We start from the raw sequence: 14,900 nt of genomic DNA, 5'->3' as shown, positions 1-14,900 counted from the left end.
TCTGGCGTTGACTTTTGGCACGCTGTTGAGTTCTCAAGGAACGGACGCTTCCTTTGTGCCTGTTTCACCAGGCTCTCCGGGCGCTTCCCTTCGGTCTTGCGTTTCCGACTCTATCAGATCCTCGCGGTCCTGATTTTCGCCGGTGCGATTCGGCCTTTCGGCTTCTTCGCGTTTCCAACCTTACCAGATCCGTTTCCGTCTCCGGCCCCCTGTTGGAGCGGGGTTGGCCTTCTTGCTTTCGCTTTCCGGCCTTTCCGACTCTATCAGATCCAGTCCGTTCCGTTTCCGGCCCGAATTTGTTTCCGATTCCCCGTCGGAGGGGGTTGTTCGCGCCTTTCGGCGTGATCACTACTTTAGCGGAATTCCTCGGTGACTCATAATCGAGTCATGGTCCGAATTTCGGCATGCCGAAATGCTTCCCGGAGAGGAGGCCGTGCAGTAGTGGTGTGCCGCTGAAGCGGCGGGATGGCCGCCGCAGAACCGTTCCGGCTCCGTGGCAACTCGGAGAACACTACGGATCGGGCAGACCCGTGTCAACTTGGGTCAGTCGAGGTCGTTGAGACGGCCGTCGGCGTCCGGCTGAGCATCCTCCACGCGGCGCAGCAGGCGGGTCAACACGCCACCCAGGAGCTGGCGTTCGTCGCCGGAGAGGTCCTGGAGGAGGTCCTCCTCGAAGACGGAGGCCAGGCGCATCGCGGCGAGCCACTTCTCGCGGCCCTCGTCCGTCAGCTCGACGATGACGCGGACGCGGTTGTTCTCGTCGCGCTCGCGGGTGACCAGACCTTCGCTCGCCATGCGGTCGATGCGGTGGGTCATGGCGGCCGGCGTGAGGCCGAGGCGTTTGGCGAGTTCGCCGGGGCCCAGTTGATAGGGGGCGCCGGAGACGACGAGGGCCTTGAGGACCTCCCATTCGGCGTTGCTCAGGCCGAGGGTTGCCGTCTGCCGCCCGTAGGCGACGTTCATCCGGCGGTTGAGGCGCTGAAGTGCGGAGACGACCTGTTCCACCTGGGGGTCGAGGTCCTGGAACTCGCGCTGGTAAGCCGCGATCTGTTCCTCAAGGCTCGGCTCGGTCGCGTCGGCGGCCGCATCGGAGGGCTCAGGCATGCGGCGCAGTATGGCACGTAACTCATTGGCGTTGAAGTCCTTCGCCATGTACTCTTTAGCTTCGAACTTTAGCTTCGAAGTCTTCAGCTTCTGACTGTTCGGGTCCTCCCGTTCCGCTGGCCGGTCCGCCTGTGCGGCCCGGCCGCTCGGTCGTCCTGGGCTTCCTGGCCGGTTCTTCTCTTTCGTCCTTACGACATGACCTAGGTAGGTGAGTGTGACCACCGCGATGGGCGCCGCGCTGCGCCGGATCCAGTTGGGGAACGCACTGAGCGCGTTCGGCAACGGCTTCACGGTTCCGTATCTGTACGTCTATGTGGCGAAGGTCCGGGATCTCGGCGCGAGTACGGCCGGTGTGGTGCTGGCGATGTTGGCGGTGGCGGCGCTGGTCGTCCTGCCCCTGACCGGGCGTGTCATCGACCGGCGTGGCCCCCTCCCGGTGGCCGTCGCCGGTACGGTCTCGGCCGCCCTCGGTGCGCTCGGTCTCGGGCTGTCCGCCACCGAGCCGCTGGTCATCGCGTCCGCCATCGCGCTCGGAGCGGGGATCGCGGTGATCCAGCCGGCGCTCGCCACGTTGATCGTGTGGTGCTCGACGACGGTGACCAGGTCGCGGGCGTTCGCCACCCAGTTCTTCCTGAACAACCTGGGGCTGGGGGTCGGCGGGCTGGTCGGCGGGCTGCTCGTCGACGAGTCGCATGCGGAGAGCTTTGTGCGGCTGTTCGCCATCGAGGCCGTGATGTTCCTGGTTCTGGGCGTGGCGATCGCTTCCGTGCGGCTGCCGCGTACGCCCAAGGTCGAGGACGCGGTCCCGACCGAGGAGCGTGCCGAGGGCGCCTGGCGGGTCATGTTCGCCGACCGGCGGATGGTGTGGCTGTGTGTGCTGGGCTTTGTGCTGTTCTTCGCCTGCTACGGCCAGTTCGAATCGGGCCTTGCCGCCTACGCCACGGAGGTCACCCGGATCGCGCCGGCGACGCTGGGCATCGCTCTCGCGGCGAACACGGCGGCCATCGTGGCGGCGCAGTTCGTGGTGCTCAAGCTCGTCGAGCGGCGGCGGCGCAGCCGGGTCATCGCGCTGGTCGGGGCGATATGGACGGTGGCCTGGCTGGCGGCCGGTCTGTCCGGGCTGGTGCACGGTGCGCAGGCAGTGGCGACGACGCTGCTGATCTCCACGTACGCGCTGTTCGGTGTGGGTGAGTCGATGCTGTCGCCGACGGTCTCGCCCCTGGTGGCCGATCTGGCGCCGGCCTCGCTGATCGGGCAGTACAACTCCGCGTTCGCGCTGGTCAAGCAGCTGGCGTTGGCGGTCGGTCCGGCGGTGGGCGCGCTGATGGTGGGCCATGGGATGTCCGTGGCGTACATCGGGATGCTGGTGTGCTGCGCGCTGGGGATCACGGCACTGGCGCTGCGGCTGGGGCGGATGCTCAGCCCCGAGCAGGACAACCCGCACCGGTCGGCGCCTGCGGTGCCCGCGGCGCGGGTCGCTCCGGCCGAGCAGGTCGAGGAGGCGGAGCCGGTGGGAGCCGCGGTCTGACGGCAGGGGCGCCCGCTTCTGTCGCCGGACGCCGCGCTCCCTCGTCCCTGCTCTTGCCCGTCCCCTCGATTCACGTCACTGGTCCCGCGGTCTTTCGGCTGCGGGACCAGTGCTTTGTGCTCGCGGGAAGCGGCGGGCCGTTCCCGCTGCCGCCCTAGGAGCGCGGCAGGGCGAATTCGCACCAGACGGCCTTGCCGCCGCCCGGGGTGCGGCGCGAGCCCCAGGAGGAGGCGATGGTCGCGATGATGGAGATGCCGCGGCCGGCTTCGTCGACCGGTTCGGCGCGGCGGCGGCGCGGGAGGTGGTCGTCGCCGTCGGTGACCTCGACGATCAGGCGGCGGTCCGTGCGGCGCAGCCGCAGGCGCATCGGCGGGGTGCCGTGCTGCAAGGAATTGGCGACGAGTTCGCTGGCCGCGAGCACTCCGAGGTCGTGCAGCTCGGGGGAGAAACGCCAGGAGGCCAGGACGCCGGAGGCGAAGGCGCGGGCACGCGGGGCCGCTTCGATGCCGCCGAGGAGTTCCAGGGCGGCGTTGTGGAACAGCTCGGCGTCGTGGCCGGTGCGCGCCGGGTGCTGGAGGACGAGGATCGCGACGTCGTCGTCATGGGTGGCGGTGATGCCGAGGGAGCGCAGCAGCCGGTCGCAGACGATGTCCGGTGCGCCGGTGGCGCCGGCGAAGGCTCGCTCCAGGGCCTCGACGCCGTCGTCGATGTCCTTGTCGCGGCGCTCGACCAGACCGTCCGTATAGAGGACGGCGCTGCATCCGGGGCCGAGCGGGACCGAGCCGGAGGTGTGCAGCCAGCCACCGGTGCCCAGGGGCGGGCCGGTCGGCTCGGCGGCGCGGCGGACCGCGCCGTCCGGGTCGCGGACGAGGATGGGCAGATGCCCGGCCGAGGCGTAGACCAGGCGGCCTTCGTTCGGGTCGTGGACGGCGTAGACGCAGGTGGCGATCTGGCTGGCGTCGATCTCGGCGGCCAGGCCGTCGAGGAGTTGCAGCACCTCGTGGGGCGGCAGGTCCAGGCGGGCGTAGGCGCGTACCGCGGTGCGCAGCTGGCCCATGACGGCGGCGGCGCGCACCCCGCGGCCCATGACGTCGCCGATGACCAGGGCCGTGCGGCCGGCGCCGAGGGTGATGACGTCGTACCAGTCACCGCCGACGGCCGCGTCGGTGCCGCCCGGCTGGTAGGTGGCCGCCACACGGAGGTCGTCGGGCTGCTCCAGCTCCTGGGGCAGCAGGGAGCGCTGGAGGGTGACCGCGGCCTCGCGCTGGCGGGCCTCGCTGACCCGCAGCCGCTCGGCCGACTCGATCTGGTCGGTGACGTCCGCGCCGAAGACGAGGACGCCGTGGTGCGGAGCGACGCACGCGACCTCGGGGTCGGGGGCCGGACCGCTGGCGGCGACCTCGATGGGCGTGCAGGTGAAGGTGTAGTAGCCGTCGCGGGTGCGGTCCTGGCCCGCGCCGCCCGGGACGCGGCGGGACTTGACCGTGCGGGGCTTGCCGCTGCGCAGCACCTGGTCCATCAGCGGGAGCAGCCCGAGTTCGTCGAGTTCGGGCAGGGCTTCGCGGGCCGTGTGGCCGGCGGGGCGGGGCCCGAAGACGGAGGCGTAGGCGCCGTTGACGTAGGCGATGCGGTGCTCGGGGCCGTAGACGACGGCCACCAGGGCGGGGATGGTGCCGAGGATGTCGTGGACGGACAGCGCGTCGACGGTCGGCGGCGGGGATACGGGGGTGGGCGCCTCGGCGGTGGGCACCTCGGTGTGCTCCGCGCGAGCCGCGGGGACGGCGCCGGGGTCCACGGGGAGGGCCGCCGGTTCGGGCTCCGCCGCCTGGGGCGTGGTGGGCAGATCCGCGGCCGCGGTGGGCGCGGCGGACGTCGGCGCGGCGGACGCGGCGGACGCGGGCGGAGTCGCGCGGTCGGACCGCGCGGCTGCACGCCGCTGTGTGCCGGGGAGCTTGGCGCTCCAGCGCGTGAAGATCACGGAGGTGTACCTCTTACTTCGCGTCGTCGCGCGGGCTCGGGCCGTCGGCATGGGGGAACCGCCCGGCCGGAGGCGGGGGGAGTGTCGGCTGGGGGCACTCTCGGCACCCTCTGGCGGAATGCAGCAAACGTCCAGAATCCTCGTGATTGTCACTCTTTGCAGATACGAGCCCACCCATGGTCACACGTCCAGTGTGGCCGACCGGACTGACATCCGTCAGACGCCGTGGACCGGAGTGCAGTTGCACGCGATCGCCCGTTCGGCCGCACCGGCGCCGGGCGGTACACCAACGCTCCTGGTGGGGCGGGGTCGTCAACTGGCTTCGTTGTGGCGTCCCGTGCCCGCCGCGAGTTCGAATTCGGCGCGCGGGTTCTCCAGCGAGCCGAGCGAGACGATCTCGCGTTTGAACAGGCCCGCGAGGGTCCATTCGGCCAATACCCGCGCCTTCCGGTTGAAGGTGGGCACCCGGCTGAGGTGGTAGGCGCGGTGCATGAACCAGGCCGGATAGCCCTTCAGCTTCCGTCCGTAGACATGCGCGACACCCTTGTGCAGGCCCAGCGAAGCCACCGATCCGGAGTACTTGTGTGCGTAGTCCACGATCGGGCCACCGCGGACGGCCGCAGCGACGTTCTCGGCGAGCACCTTGGCCTGGCGCACGGCGTGCTGGGCGTTGGGGGCGCACTCCGGGCGCGGCTCGCCGGGGCCGGCCGGTTCGGCGGTCAGGTCCGGGACGGCCGCCGCGTCGCCGGCGGACCAGGCGTGTTCGACGCCGTCCACCTGGAGCGCGGCGGTGCACCGGAGCCGGCCGCGCGCGGTCAGCGGCAGCTTGGTGGCGGCGAGGATGGGATGCGGTTTGACGCCCGCCGTCCACACCAGGGTCCGGTTGGGGAAGCGGGAGCCGTCACTGAGCACCGCGACACGGTTCTCGCAGGAGTCCAGGCGGGTGTCGAGGCGTACGTCGATGTTGCGTCCGCGCAGCTCGCGGACGGCGTACCGGCCCATCTCGGGGCCCACCTCGGGCAGGATCTTTCCGGTCGCCTCGACCAGGATCCACTTCATGTCCTCGGGCTTGATGTTGTGGTAGTACCGGGCGGCGTAGCGGGCCATGTCCTCCAGCTCGGCCAGGGCCTCCACGCCCGCGTAGCCGCCACCGACGAAGACGAAGGTCAGCGCCGCGTCCCGGACCGCGGGGTCGCGGGTGGAGGAGGCGATGTCGAGCTGTTCGAGGACGTGGTTGCGCAGCCCGATGGCCTCTTCGACGGTCTTGAAGCCGATTCCGACCTCCGCGAGGCCCGGGACCGGGAGGGTGCGGGAGACCGAGCCGGGCGCGAGGACGAGTTCGTCGTATCCGACCACCACGGCGCCGTCGCCGGTCTCCTCCGCGGCGAGGGTCGTGATGGTGGCCGTCCGCTCACCGTGGTCGATGGCCGTGACCTCGCCGATGACCACCCGGCACTGCGGCAGCACCCGGCGCAGCGGTACGACGACATGGCGCGGGGAGATGGAACCGGCCGCCGCCTCCGGCAGGAACGGCTGGTACGTCATATAGGGCTCGGGGTCGACCACGACGACCTCGACCGTGCCCTGCCGCAGTTCCTGCTTCAGCTTCGATTGCAGCCGCAGGGCGGTGTACATCCCTACGTAGCCGCCGCCGACCACGAGAATGCGTGCCGGGTCGTCCTTCGAAGACGTCGAAGACTCAGCCTTCACAGAGGTACTCCTCGCGATGTCGACCAGCCCCGGGCGGCACCGCTCCGGAGGTCGGCCGGCGGCACGGCCACCTCGGGTGCTGCGCCCCCGGGAAAGCACAGCACTGTTCCATGACGCACCCCCGGAACGGCTTTGTCCACAGGCTCGTCGAAATGTATGACCGGGCGCGGTCACTGTGACGGAGGGTCGCCTTCCGCCCACGGGAGCGGAGGAGCGCAGGTCAGCGGGCGGGTCGCGGCAGAAGGGCGGGTGCGCAATCGGGGCGGATCGGGCCCGTACTCCGATCGGGGGGCGCACTGTGCGGAACTGCCCCCTTCATTCTTGACCTGGGCTCAACTATGTTCGTATCTCGTTGGGGTGCACCCTCTCGTCGGTACGCCCCGACCGTCAGGGCGGGGAGTCTCCGGGGGGAGACGTCATTACCGGGGGATCAATATGCATATTCAGGGCTCTCAATGGCCGACAGCCGTCGCCACGACCCAGGTGTCGGACGGCACCGTCGGCGGCACCGGCAGCAGCAACGGCGCGAACGGCAACGGTGCGAGCGCCAACGGCGGTGGCGCGCACGGCGGCTTCGGGGGTGCCGGCGGCCGCAGCACACCGCTGCGGGTGGACGCCCAGCGCAATCTGGAACACGTACTGCGCGCCGCGCGCGAGGTCTTCGGCGAGCTGGGGTACGGCGCTCCCATGGAGGACGTGGCCCGGCGGGCGCGCGTCGGTGTCGGCACGGTCTACCGCCGGTTCCCGAGCAAGGACGTCCTCGTACGCCGGATAGCCGAGGAGGAGACCTCCCGGCTGACCGAGCAGGCGCGCACGGCGCTGGGCCAGGAGGACGACCCGTGGTCGGCGCTGTCGCGCTTCCTTCGGACGTCGGTCGCCTCGGGCGCCGGGCGGCTGCTGCCGCCGGGCATCCTGCGGGTGAGCGCGAGCGCGGAGCGGCCGGTGGACGGCGTGGCCGAGGCGCGGGTGCCGCAGCAGCGGATAGCGCCCGGTCCGGACGCGCCGGCGGATCTGCGCCTGGTCGCCCCGCGCGGCGAGGCCGAAGGCGCGGTCACCGCGGGCGGCCAGGAGGGCGGCCCGAACGGCATCGAGGAGACCGTGGGCGCGCAGGCGCTGCTGGAGGTCGTCGGGCGTCTGGTGGAGCGTGCGCGGGCGGCCGGTGAGCTGCGCGCGGATGTGACGGTCGCCGATGTGCTGCTGGTGATCGCCACGAGCGCGCCCTCGCTGCCGGACCCCACCCAGCAACAGGCCGCTTCCGCGCGGCTGCTGGACATCCTGCTGGAGGGCCTGCGCTCGCGTCCTGTCCGCTGAGGACGGGCCGGGAGTTCAGCTGACGAGCCGGGTATTCGGCGGGAGCCCGCCGGGATCTCATCCGTCCGGGGCCTTCGTGAGGGGGCGCCGGACGGTCCGGGCGGGGCGGTCCCGCCCGGCTGCGAGGTGCCGGGAGCCGGTGTACGCCGGGCCGTGCGCCGCTTTCGCGCGCAGTGTGCCCCGTAGGGGTGAAGGCCGATGCCGCTGTGCGGAGAACTCGCCCCGGATGAGTGGATGCCCCCAAGGGCCCTGAAGCGTGGGTGCCCCGTGTGGCACGCTTGCGCGTGTTCCGGTGTGACGGTGTGTTCGGGGGCCTCGGCGATGGGTGTTGACGGACGGGACGAGCAGCGTGGCGGCACGGCCGGCGCCGCCGGGACGGGTGGCTCCGAGGGGGAGCCGTCCCCCCAGGTCCCCGGCCAGCCGGGGCCACGGGACTCGGCGCCTCCTGCTGCCGGCCCCACCGAGCGGCACGATCGTGCCGACAGCCCGGCGGGCACTCCGGGCACTCCGGGCTCCGACCCGAGTGTGCCTGCGCAGCGTGGCCGCGCCACCGGGCCGGCCGCCGGCCCCCGCCGCCCCTCCGGCTCCGGCCGTCACGCCCGGCCGTCGGGCAGTCCGGCGACGGCCGACGAGGCGATCGGTGCGGGAGCAGCGGAAAGTGCGGCCGACTCGAACTCCCAGGCGCCGGAACTACCGCCCTCCGACGGCCAGTTGATCGACAACATGCGCGCGGGCGACGACAGCGCGTACGAGGAGATGTACCGCAGGCACGCCGAGGCGGTGCGCCGCTACGCCCGCAGTTGCTGTCGGGACGCGCACACCGCCGAGGACCTGACCGGTGAGGTCTTCGCCCGCACCCTGCAGGCGGTACGCGGCGGCGCGGGACCGGATTCGGCGGTTCGCGCCTATCTGCTGACGACCGTCCGCCGGGTCGCCGCCTCCTGGGCGAGGACCGCGAGACGGGAGCAACTCGTCGAGGATTTCGCGGTGTTCGCGGTGTCCTCCGCCGGTTCCTCGATGGACGACGACACCCTCGACCTGGGCGCGGACGTCCGCGCCATGCACGAAGCCGAGCAGTCGATGGCCGTACAGGCGTTCCGCAGCCTGCCCGAGCGCTATCAGACGGTGCTGTGGCACACCACCATCGAGGACGAGTCGCCCAGCGAGGTCGCGCCGCTGCTCGGACTGACCGCCAACGCCACCGCCGTACTCGCCCACCGTGCCCGCGAGGGGCTCAAGCAGGCGTATCTGCAGGCGCATGTGAGTCAGTCGCTGACCGCCGGCGGCGACTGCGCCCGGTACGCCGACCGGCTCGGCGCGTACGCCCGCGGCGGCCTGCGGATGCGGGCCGAACGGGGCCTGCGCAAGCACCTCGACCAGTGCGCCCGCTGCCGCACCGCCGCGATGGAGGTCGCGGACGTCAACGAGCGGATCGGTGCGGTGCTGCCGGTCGCGGTCATCGGCTGGTTCGCCGCCGGGTACGCCGCCAAGACGGTCGCCGCGGTGGCCGGGGCCGCGGGAGCGGGGGCCGCGGCGGGAGCCGGTGCGGCGGCGGCTGCCGGGGGCGGAGGATCCGTCTCCGCGGGGAGCGCCGGTGGCGCCGCCGCGAGCGAGGGCCTCGGCGCGCCGGTCAAGATCGGCATCGGGGTCGGCGCGACGGTGGTGGCGGGCGCGGCCCTGGCGCTCGCGCTGGCCGGAGATCCCAAGCCTGCCCCGGAACCGCAGGCGAAGCCGGACCGGCCCGCGCCGTCCGCGCCGCGGAAGCCGTCCCCGGAGAAACCCGGGAAGCCCGCGAAGCCCGCGCCGAAGCCGCCTGCGCCGCCGTCGGCCCCGGCCGAGCAGGAGCCGTCGCCCGGGCCCTCGGTGAAACCGAGCGCGAAACCGGCTCCACCGAAGCCCGCACCGACCGGCGAACCGGCACCGCCCACACCTTCGCCCACGCCCACACCGAAGCCACCTCCTCCCGCGCCGGCGCCGACCCCGTACCGGATCAACGCGCTGGCGTACGACCTCGCGGGCAACGGCTCGGAGCCCGAGGTGCGCACGTTCGGCAGCAGTTGGCTGTGGCAACGGAACGGTCCGGGCGTCGGGGGCACGAAGTACGCGCACGGCGTGAGCGTTCACGGCCCCTCCTCGGTACTCATCGACCTCAATCGCCCCTGCACCGCGTACGACGCGGTCGTGGGTGTCGACGACCTCAGCCTGGGGCTGGGTGCACTGCGCTTCTCCGTCTACGCGGACGGGGTGCGGCTGTGGCGCTCGGATGTGCTGCACGGCGGCGACCGCGCGGTGCCGGTCCACGTACCGCTCACGGGCCGGAAGACGCTGCGGCTGGTGGTGGAGCCGCAATCCCCCACCGATGTGGTGGCGTTGGGGACCTGGGCACAGTCGCAGGTCAGCTGCCGGTGAGAACGGGGCGCGGGCCGGGGGGACGGCCCGGGGGCGGCCGACGCTCGGGAGGCGTGAGGCGTTATCTACGCGCCGTCGCCTGCGCCCTTCCGCTGGGCACACAGACCGGGCCCGGCGCGCCGGACGCACTCGGACGTAGGCACCGCCGGGACGTAGCCAGGTCCGGGGCGTAGCCAGGTCCGGGGCGTAGCCAGGTCCGGGACGTAGCCATCTCCGGGACGTAGCCATCTCCGGGACGTTCGGCCGGTTCGGACCGTGGGCATGGCCGGGGCGTAACCACCACCCGGACGTAGCCACGTCCGGCCGCGGACAACCGGGCCCGCGCCCGTACGACCGGTGGCACGCCGCGCCCTCGCCCCGCCGCCCGGCTCATAGCTGGGCGCGCGGCACCACCCCGCCCGCGACCGCCCGCTGCCGCGGAGCCGCCGCGCCCGTCCAGCACGTCCCACGACGGGCGATCAGCCGGCGCAACCACAGCTCGGTGGAGACCAGTTCGGCGAGGCCGTCGAGGGGGAGCTCGGCGCCCTCGGCCGCCGCGCGGAGGGCCTTGCGCACCACACGCGCCTCGATCAACCCGGCGTCGGCCAGGAGGGGCGCGTCGAAGAGCGCCACCAGGTCACCGATGGCGCTGCGCAGTCCGGCGCGCACCGCGGCCAGGTGGGTGGCGTGGGAGGTGGCGCCCCAACCCGGCGGCAAGTCGCGTACGCCGGCGCCCGCGAGCACCGAGCGCAGCACCGCGGCGCGCGCCCCTGGCTGCACCCGGAGGGTGTCCGGCAGTGCACGGCAGGCGAGCACCACCTGGTTGTCGAGGAAGGGCGCGTGCAGCCGCTGATTGCGGACCTCCGCCGCCTGCTCGAAGACGCGGTGGTCCGCCGCGTGGCGGGCCAGCGCGGCGCGCGCCCGCCGCTCCCCGGGGCGGCCCACGGCCGGCGAACGGCTCGCCGCGTCCCCCAGCCGAACCGATACTTCGGCCAGCGCCTCACCGGTCAGCCAACGCGCCGCGGGGCCGGGCCGGCACCAGGCGAGGGCGGCCAGGGAGGCGTCCACCGCCCCGCCCGTCACCGGAGCCTCGGCGAACTGCCGCTCCATGAGCCGGCGCGCCGCGTCGGTGATGCCGGCCCCGTAGGGCGTCCGGGCGAGCTTGCGGGCGGCGCGGTAGACCGTGAAGGGGACCAGGACGGACTGTGCGGACGGCCCGTCGGCCTTGGCGAGGGCGGTGACCGGGCGCAGCAGATGCCGACGGCGGCGGTCCATGAGCAGGTCGGCGAGCCGGGCCGGATGGGCGTCGAGCACCTGCCGGGCGCCGTCGCCGACGAAGTGGTCCGCGCTGCCGGCGAGCAACCGCCGCCGGTGGCGCCCGGCGGTGATCAGGGAGGGCCCGGGCTCGTCGGTGAGCGGGCCGTTGCCGAGGTCGGCGTACGGGAGCGCCTCCTCGCCGGCAGCGACGACGACGTGCCGCAGCCGCGGGTTGTCGGCGATGCTGCGGGCCCGCTCCAACTCCGCCGCGCGATAGGGCTGGCCGCCGTTCGTGGCACGGTCGTTGAAGGTGACGGCGAGCAGGCGTTCGCCGTGTCCGTCGAGCGTTCCGGGCTGGCCGGGCAGGCCCGCGGCCAGGAGGGCGAGCGTTCCGGACGCGCTGCCTCCGGAGAGGTCGGCGCCGATGCCGGGGGCCGGTCCGCCACGGGCCGCGCGCCGCTCGGCGGGACCCATGCCCGGGACGGGTCCGGGATCCAGGCCGTCCCGTCCGTCCGGGTCGGGGGCGTGCCGCGGGGCGGCCAGCCGGGCGCGGACGGCCTCGATCAGGGCGTCCCGCACGCCGTGCACCGCCTGTTCCGGGGGGAGTTGGGGCGCGGCGACGGCGAGCGAGGCGGTGGGCTCGAAGGAGGCGATCTCGCCGGCGCCGTTCCGCAGCACCAAGGCGTGGCCTGGCGGGATACGGCGGACCCCTTCGTACGGCGTGCCGGAGCCGAGCGCCTCGGGCGCGTCCGGGCACGCCAGCATCGCGGCGACGTGGCCGACATCGAGACCGGCCTCGACGAGGTCGGCGAGCGGGAGCGCGGCGGTGGCGTACGCGGTACCGCCTGCCCAAGGGGTGTGGAAGACGGGGCGGGCGCCCGCCAGATCGCCGGTGACCGTGATGCGCCGGCCCACCTGCACGACGGCGGTGTAGCTGCCCGGCCACGCGGTGAGGTGGCGCAGCGCCCCGCCGCGGGCGGCGAACAGGCCGACGCGCAGCTGGTCGTCGGTGGCTCCGCAGACACCGAAGACGGCGAGCCGGGTTTCGGGGTCCGCCTGGACCACCCGGACCTCGTCGGGCCGCCAGTCGCCGACTGCCCACAGCGGATCCGGGTCGTTCCACAGGAGTTGGGCGCCAACGGGCAGAACCGTCCGGCTCCCCCCGTCGGCGGCCGGTCTCGTGGCGGCACTGCTCCACCCCACCAACCAGCGCATCGCCGCCTCCACCCGATTCCCCGTCCGCCGAGGGGCCAACGGCCGCCCCGTACAGCGGATTGCCAAGCTGTTGTGCGGACCATGCTGCCACGACAGGGGCGCGCGGGAGGTGCCAAAGAGGGCCCGTATGCGGGCGGTTCATGCCGCGGACCGGCCGCGGCGGCGGAACGGGCCGGATGCGGGGAGCCGGCGCGGCGCTCCAGGGCGCGCGTGCCGGGGTCGTGCCGTCCACCCCGGGTGGCCCCCCGTGTGGCCCCCGGGACAGCCCCCGAGCGAGTGGCGGCGCGAAAGCACCGCACGCCGCATTTCAGCCAAAGTCCGTTCCGTACTGCCCGGTTGACGGAATCGGGTGTCGCGTCAACCGGTGAGGCGACCGGTCGGCGACCGGTCCGTGCGACGGCCCGGGAGGCGGGCTACGCCCCCCGGACCGGACCGCCACCCGCGGGGAATGAGGTGACGGTATCCCCCAGCCCACTGGATCCAGTGCAGCGGGCCGACCCACGCAGAACTCATCGAAGCGCTCCCGCCGGAGAGGGGCCAGCGCGCACGGACGGGCGCACGGGCACACGTACCCGGAGCACATGCCAATTCCCGCACCCCAGTTTGAACACGAATCTCGCCATCCGGGACACCGGCCCTTAACGGTAGGGATCCGGCGAACTACTCTGGGTGGACGCATGCCCCGGGGTACCGGGGCGGCCGTCGCTGTGTCGAGGGGTGCGCAATGTCCAGGGATATACGCGGGCCGAACGAGAAGCTCGGCACCGTTCTCGCCCTCGCGGGTATCAGTAATGCCGGACTGGCACGCCGGGTCAACGACCTCGGTGCGCAGCGCGGACTGACGCTTCGCTACGACAAGACGTCGGTGGCCCGGTGGGTTTCCAAGGGCATGGTGCCCCAAGGCGCCGCGCCCCATCTGATCGCGTCCGCGATCGGCAGCAAGCTCGGCCGGCCGGTGCCGCTGCACGAGATCGGGCTCGCCGACGCGGACCCGGCACCCGAGGTGGGCCTGGCATTTCCCCGCGATGTGGGCGCAGCGGTGCGTTCCGCGACCGAGTTGTACCGGCTGGATCTGGCCGGACGGCGGGCGGGGGGAGGCGGCATCTGGCAGAGCCTGGCCGGATCCTTCGCCGTCAGCGCGTACGCGACGCCCGCCTCGCGCTGGCTGATATCCCCCGCCGACAGTTCGGTGGCACGGGAGGCGGCCGAGGCCCGAGACCGGGACGCCGCGGCGGCCGGCGACGCGGGGATCCCGCAGCACGTCGGCCACAGCGACGTCACCAAGCTGCGCGAGGCGGCGGAGGACGCGCGCCGCTGGGACTCCAAGTACGGCGGCGGTGACTGGCGTTCGTCGATGGTGCCCGAGTGCCTCCGGGTGGACGCGGCGCCGTTACTCCTCGCCTCCTACAGCGACGAGGTGGGGCGCGCCCTGTTCGGGGCGACCTCCGAACTCACCCGGCTCGCCGGCTGGATGGCCTTCGACACCGGCCAACAGGAAGCCGCGCAGCGGTACTACATCCAGGCCCTGCGGCTCGCCCGCGCCGCCGCCGATGTACCGCTGGGGGGATATGTCCTGGCCTCGATGTCACTCCAGGCGACGTACCGCGGCTTCGCCGACGAGGGCGTGGATCTCGCGCAGGCCGCCCTGGAACGCAACCGCGGCCTGGCGACCGCCCGCACCATGAGCTTCTTCCGGCTGGTCGAGGCCCGCGCCCAGGCCAAGGCCGGCGAGGCCCGCGCCTGCGAGGTCGCGCTGAAGGCCGCGGAGGGCTGGCTGGAGCGCTCGCGGGGCGGCGACCCCGACCCGGCGTGGCTGGACTTCTATTCCTACGAACGCTTCGCCGCCGACGCCGCCGAGTGCTACCGCGACCTCCGCCTGCCCCGCCAGGTCCGCCGCTTCACCGAGCAGGCGCTCTCCCGCCCGACCGAGGAATTCGTCCGCTCGCACGGCCTGCGGCTGGTGGTGTCCGCAGTCGCCGAACTGGAGTCGGGCAATCTGGACGCGGCCTGCGCCGCGGGCACCCGCGCCGTGGAGGTGGCGGGCCGGATCTCCTCCGCCCGCACCACCGAATACGTCCGCGACCTCCTGCACCGCCTGGAGCCGTACGGCAACGAGCCCCGGGTCGTGGAACTCCGCGAACGCGCAAGACCGCTGCTGGCGGCACCGGCTTAGGGCGGGGCGCATGGTGCATGCGGGGCGGGCGTGGGAGGCGGGGGCGCCCCACCCCTCCACCCCGGCACCCCTGTCCGTTTTCGTCGGTCCTGTCGATCCTGTCGGTCCTGTCGATCCTGTCGGTCCTGTCGATCCTGTCGATCCACTGTCCGGCTGCCCCGCCGTCAGCCGCCCGGCTCGCCATTGCCGGAATGTCAGTGCCGCCCGTCATGATGGAGTACGTCGTCGGCGATGAT

At 73.0% G+C, this 14,900-nt stretch carries 8 protein-coding genes; 4 read left to right on the top strand and 4 right to left on the bottom strand.

Going from position 1 to position 14,900, the window contains the following annotated elements; translation table 11 throughout:
- Positions 1-543: 543 nt before the first annotated feature.
- Positions 544-1,104, bottom strand: coding sequence for a MarR family winged helix-turn-helix transcriptional regulator (locus tag ACGFZW_RS13755; RefSeq protein WP_393893259.1), 561 nt, complete (start codon positions 1,102-1,104; stop codon positions 544-546).
- A 214-nt stretch (positions 1,105-1,318) separates the two neighbouring features.
- On the opposite strand from ACGFZW_RS13755, the gene ACGFZW_RS13750 reads away from it, so the two are divergent.
- Positions 1,319-2,632 (top strand): MFS transporter, encoded by a 1,314-nt coding sequence (locus ACGFZW_RS13750; protein WP_393893290.1) that lies wholly within the window; start codon positions 1,319-1,321, stop codon positions 2,630-2,632.
- A 154-nt stretch (positions 2,633-2,786) separates the two neighbouring features.
- Here the strand turns inward: ACGFZW_RS13750 and ACGFZW_RS13745 are convergent, their stop codons facing one another.
- Together ACGFZW_RS13745 and ACGFZW_RS13740 are read right to left on the bottom strand one after the other, a co-directional pair.
- Positions 2,787-4,610: a SpoIIE family protein phosphatase gene (locus tag ACGFZW_RS13745; protein WP_393893258.1), complete on the bottom strand. Its 1,824-nt coding sequence runs from the start codon at positions 4,608-4,610 to the stop codon at positions 2,787-2,789.
- 312 nt (positions 4,611-4,922) lie between these two features.
- The gene (locus ACGFZW_RS13740) at positions 4,923-6,245 is read right to left on the bottom strand and encodes an NAD(P)/FAD-dependent oxidoreductase (protein ID WP_393893289.1); all 1,323 of its coding nucleotides are present in this window, start codon (positions 6,243-6,245) and stop codon (positions 4,923-4,925) included.
- Between the two features lie 510 nt (positions 6,246-6,755).
- On the opposite strand from ACGFZW_RS13740, the gene ACGFZW_RS13735 reads away from it, so the two are divergent.
- Both ACGFZW_RS13735 and ACGFZW_RS13730 read left to right on the top strand, forming a co-directional pair.
- Complete coding sequence (locus tag ACGFZW_RS13735) at positions 6,756-7,631, top strand: TetR/AcrR family transcriptional regulator (protein ID WP_393893257.1); 876 nt, start codon at positions 6,756-6,758, stop codon at positions 7,629-7,631.
- 321 nt (positions 7,632-7,952) lie between these two features.
- On the top strand, positions 7,953-10,040 hold the full coding sequence (locus ACGFZW_RS13730) for a sigma-70 family RNA polymerase sigma factor (protein ID WP_393893256.1): 2,088 nt from the start codon (positions 7,953-7,955) through the stop codon (positions 10,038-10,040).
- Positions 10,041-10,409: 369 nt separating this feature from the next.
- Here the strand turns inward: ACGFZW_RS13730 and ACGFZW_RS13725 are convergent, their stop codons facing one another.
- A complete protein-coding gene (locus ACGFZW_RS13725; RefSeq protein WP_393893255.1) occupies positions 10,410-12,491 on the bottom strand; it encodes an asparagine synthase-related protein in 2,082 nt (693 codons plus the stop codon).
- Positions 12,492-13,215: 724 nt separating this feature from the next.
- On the opposite strand from ACGFZW_RS13725, the gene ACGFZW_RS13720 reads away from it, so the two are divergent.
- Entirely contained in the window at positions 13,216-14,664 is a 1,449-nt protein-coding gene (locus tag ACGFZW_RS13720) for an MFS transporter (protein WP_393893254.1), read from the top strand.
- The last annotated feature ends 236 nt before the right edge of the window (positions 14,665-14,900 follow it).

The organism is Streptomyces sp. NPDC048248 (assembly GCF_043201875.1).
Taxonomy (GTDB): Bacteria; Actinomycetota; Actinomycetes; order Streptomycetales; family Streptomycetaceae; genus Streptomyces.
Note: the sequence above shows the minus strand (reverse complement) of the source record. Positions and strands in the feature narration are given on the sequence as shown.

Coding starts and splice junctions, on each gene's coding strand:
- ACGFZW_RS13755 (WP_393893259.1), bottom strand. CDS start 1,104: ATGCCTGAGCCCTCCGATGCGGCCGCCGACGCGACCGAGCCGAGCCTT.
- ACGFZW_RS13730 (WP_393893256.1), top strand. CDS start 7,953: ATGGGTGTTGACGGACGGGACGAGCAGCGTGGCGGCACGGCCGGCGCC.
- ACGFZW_RS13740 (WP_393893289.1), bottom strand. CDS start 6,245: ATGTACACCGCCCTGCGGCTGCAATCGAAGCTGAAGCAGGAACTGCGG.
- ACGFZW_RS13720 (WP_393893254.1), top strand. CDS start 13,216: ATGTCCAGGGATATACGCGGGCCGAACGAGAAGCTCGGCACCGTTCTC.
- ACGFZW_RS13735 (WP_393893257.1), top strand. CDS start 6,756: ATGCATATTCAGGGCTCTCAATGGCCGACAGCCGTCGCCACGACCCAG.
- ACGFZW_RS13725 (WP_393893255.1), bottom strand. CDS start 12,491: ATGCGCTGGTTGGTGGGGTGGAGCAGTGCCGCCACGAGACCGGCCGCC.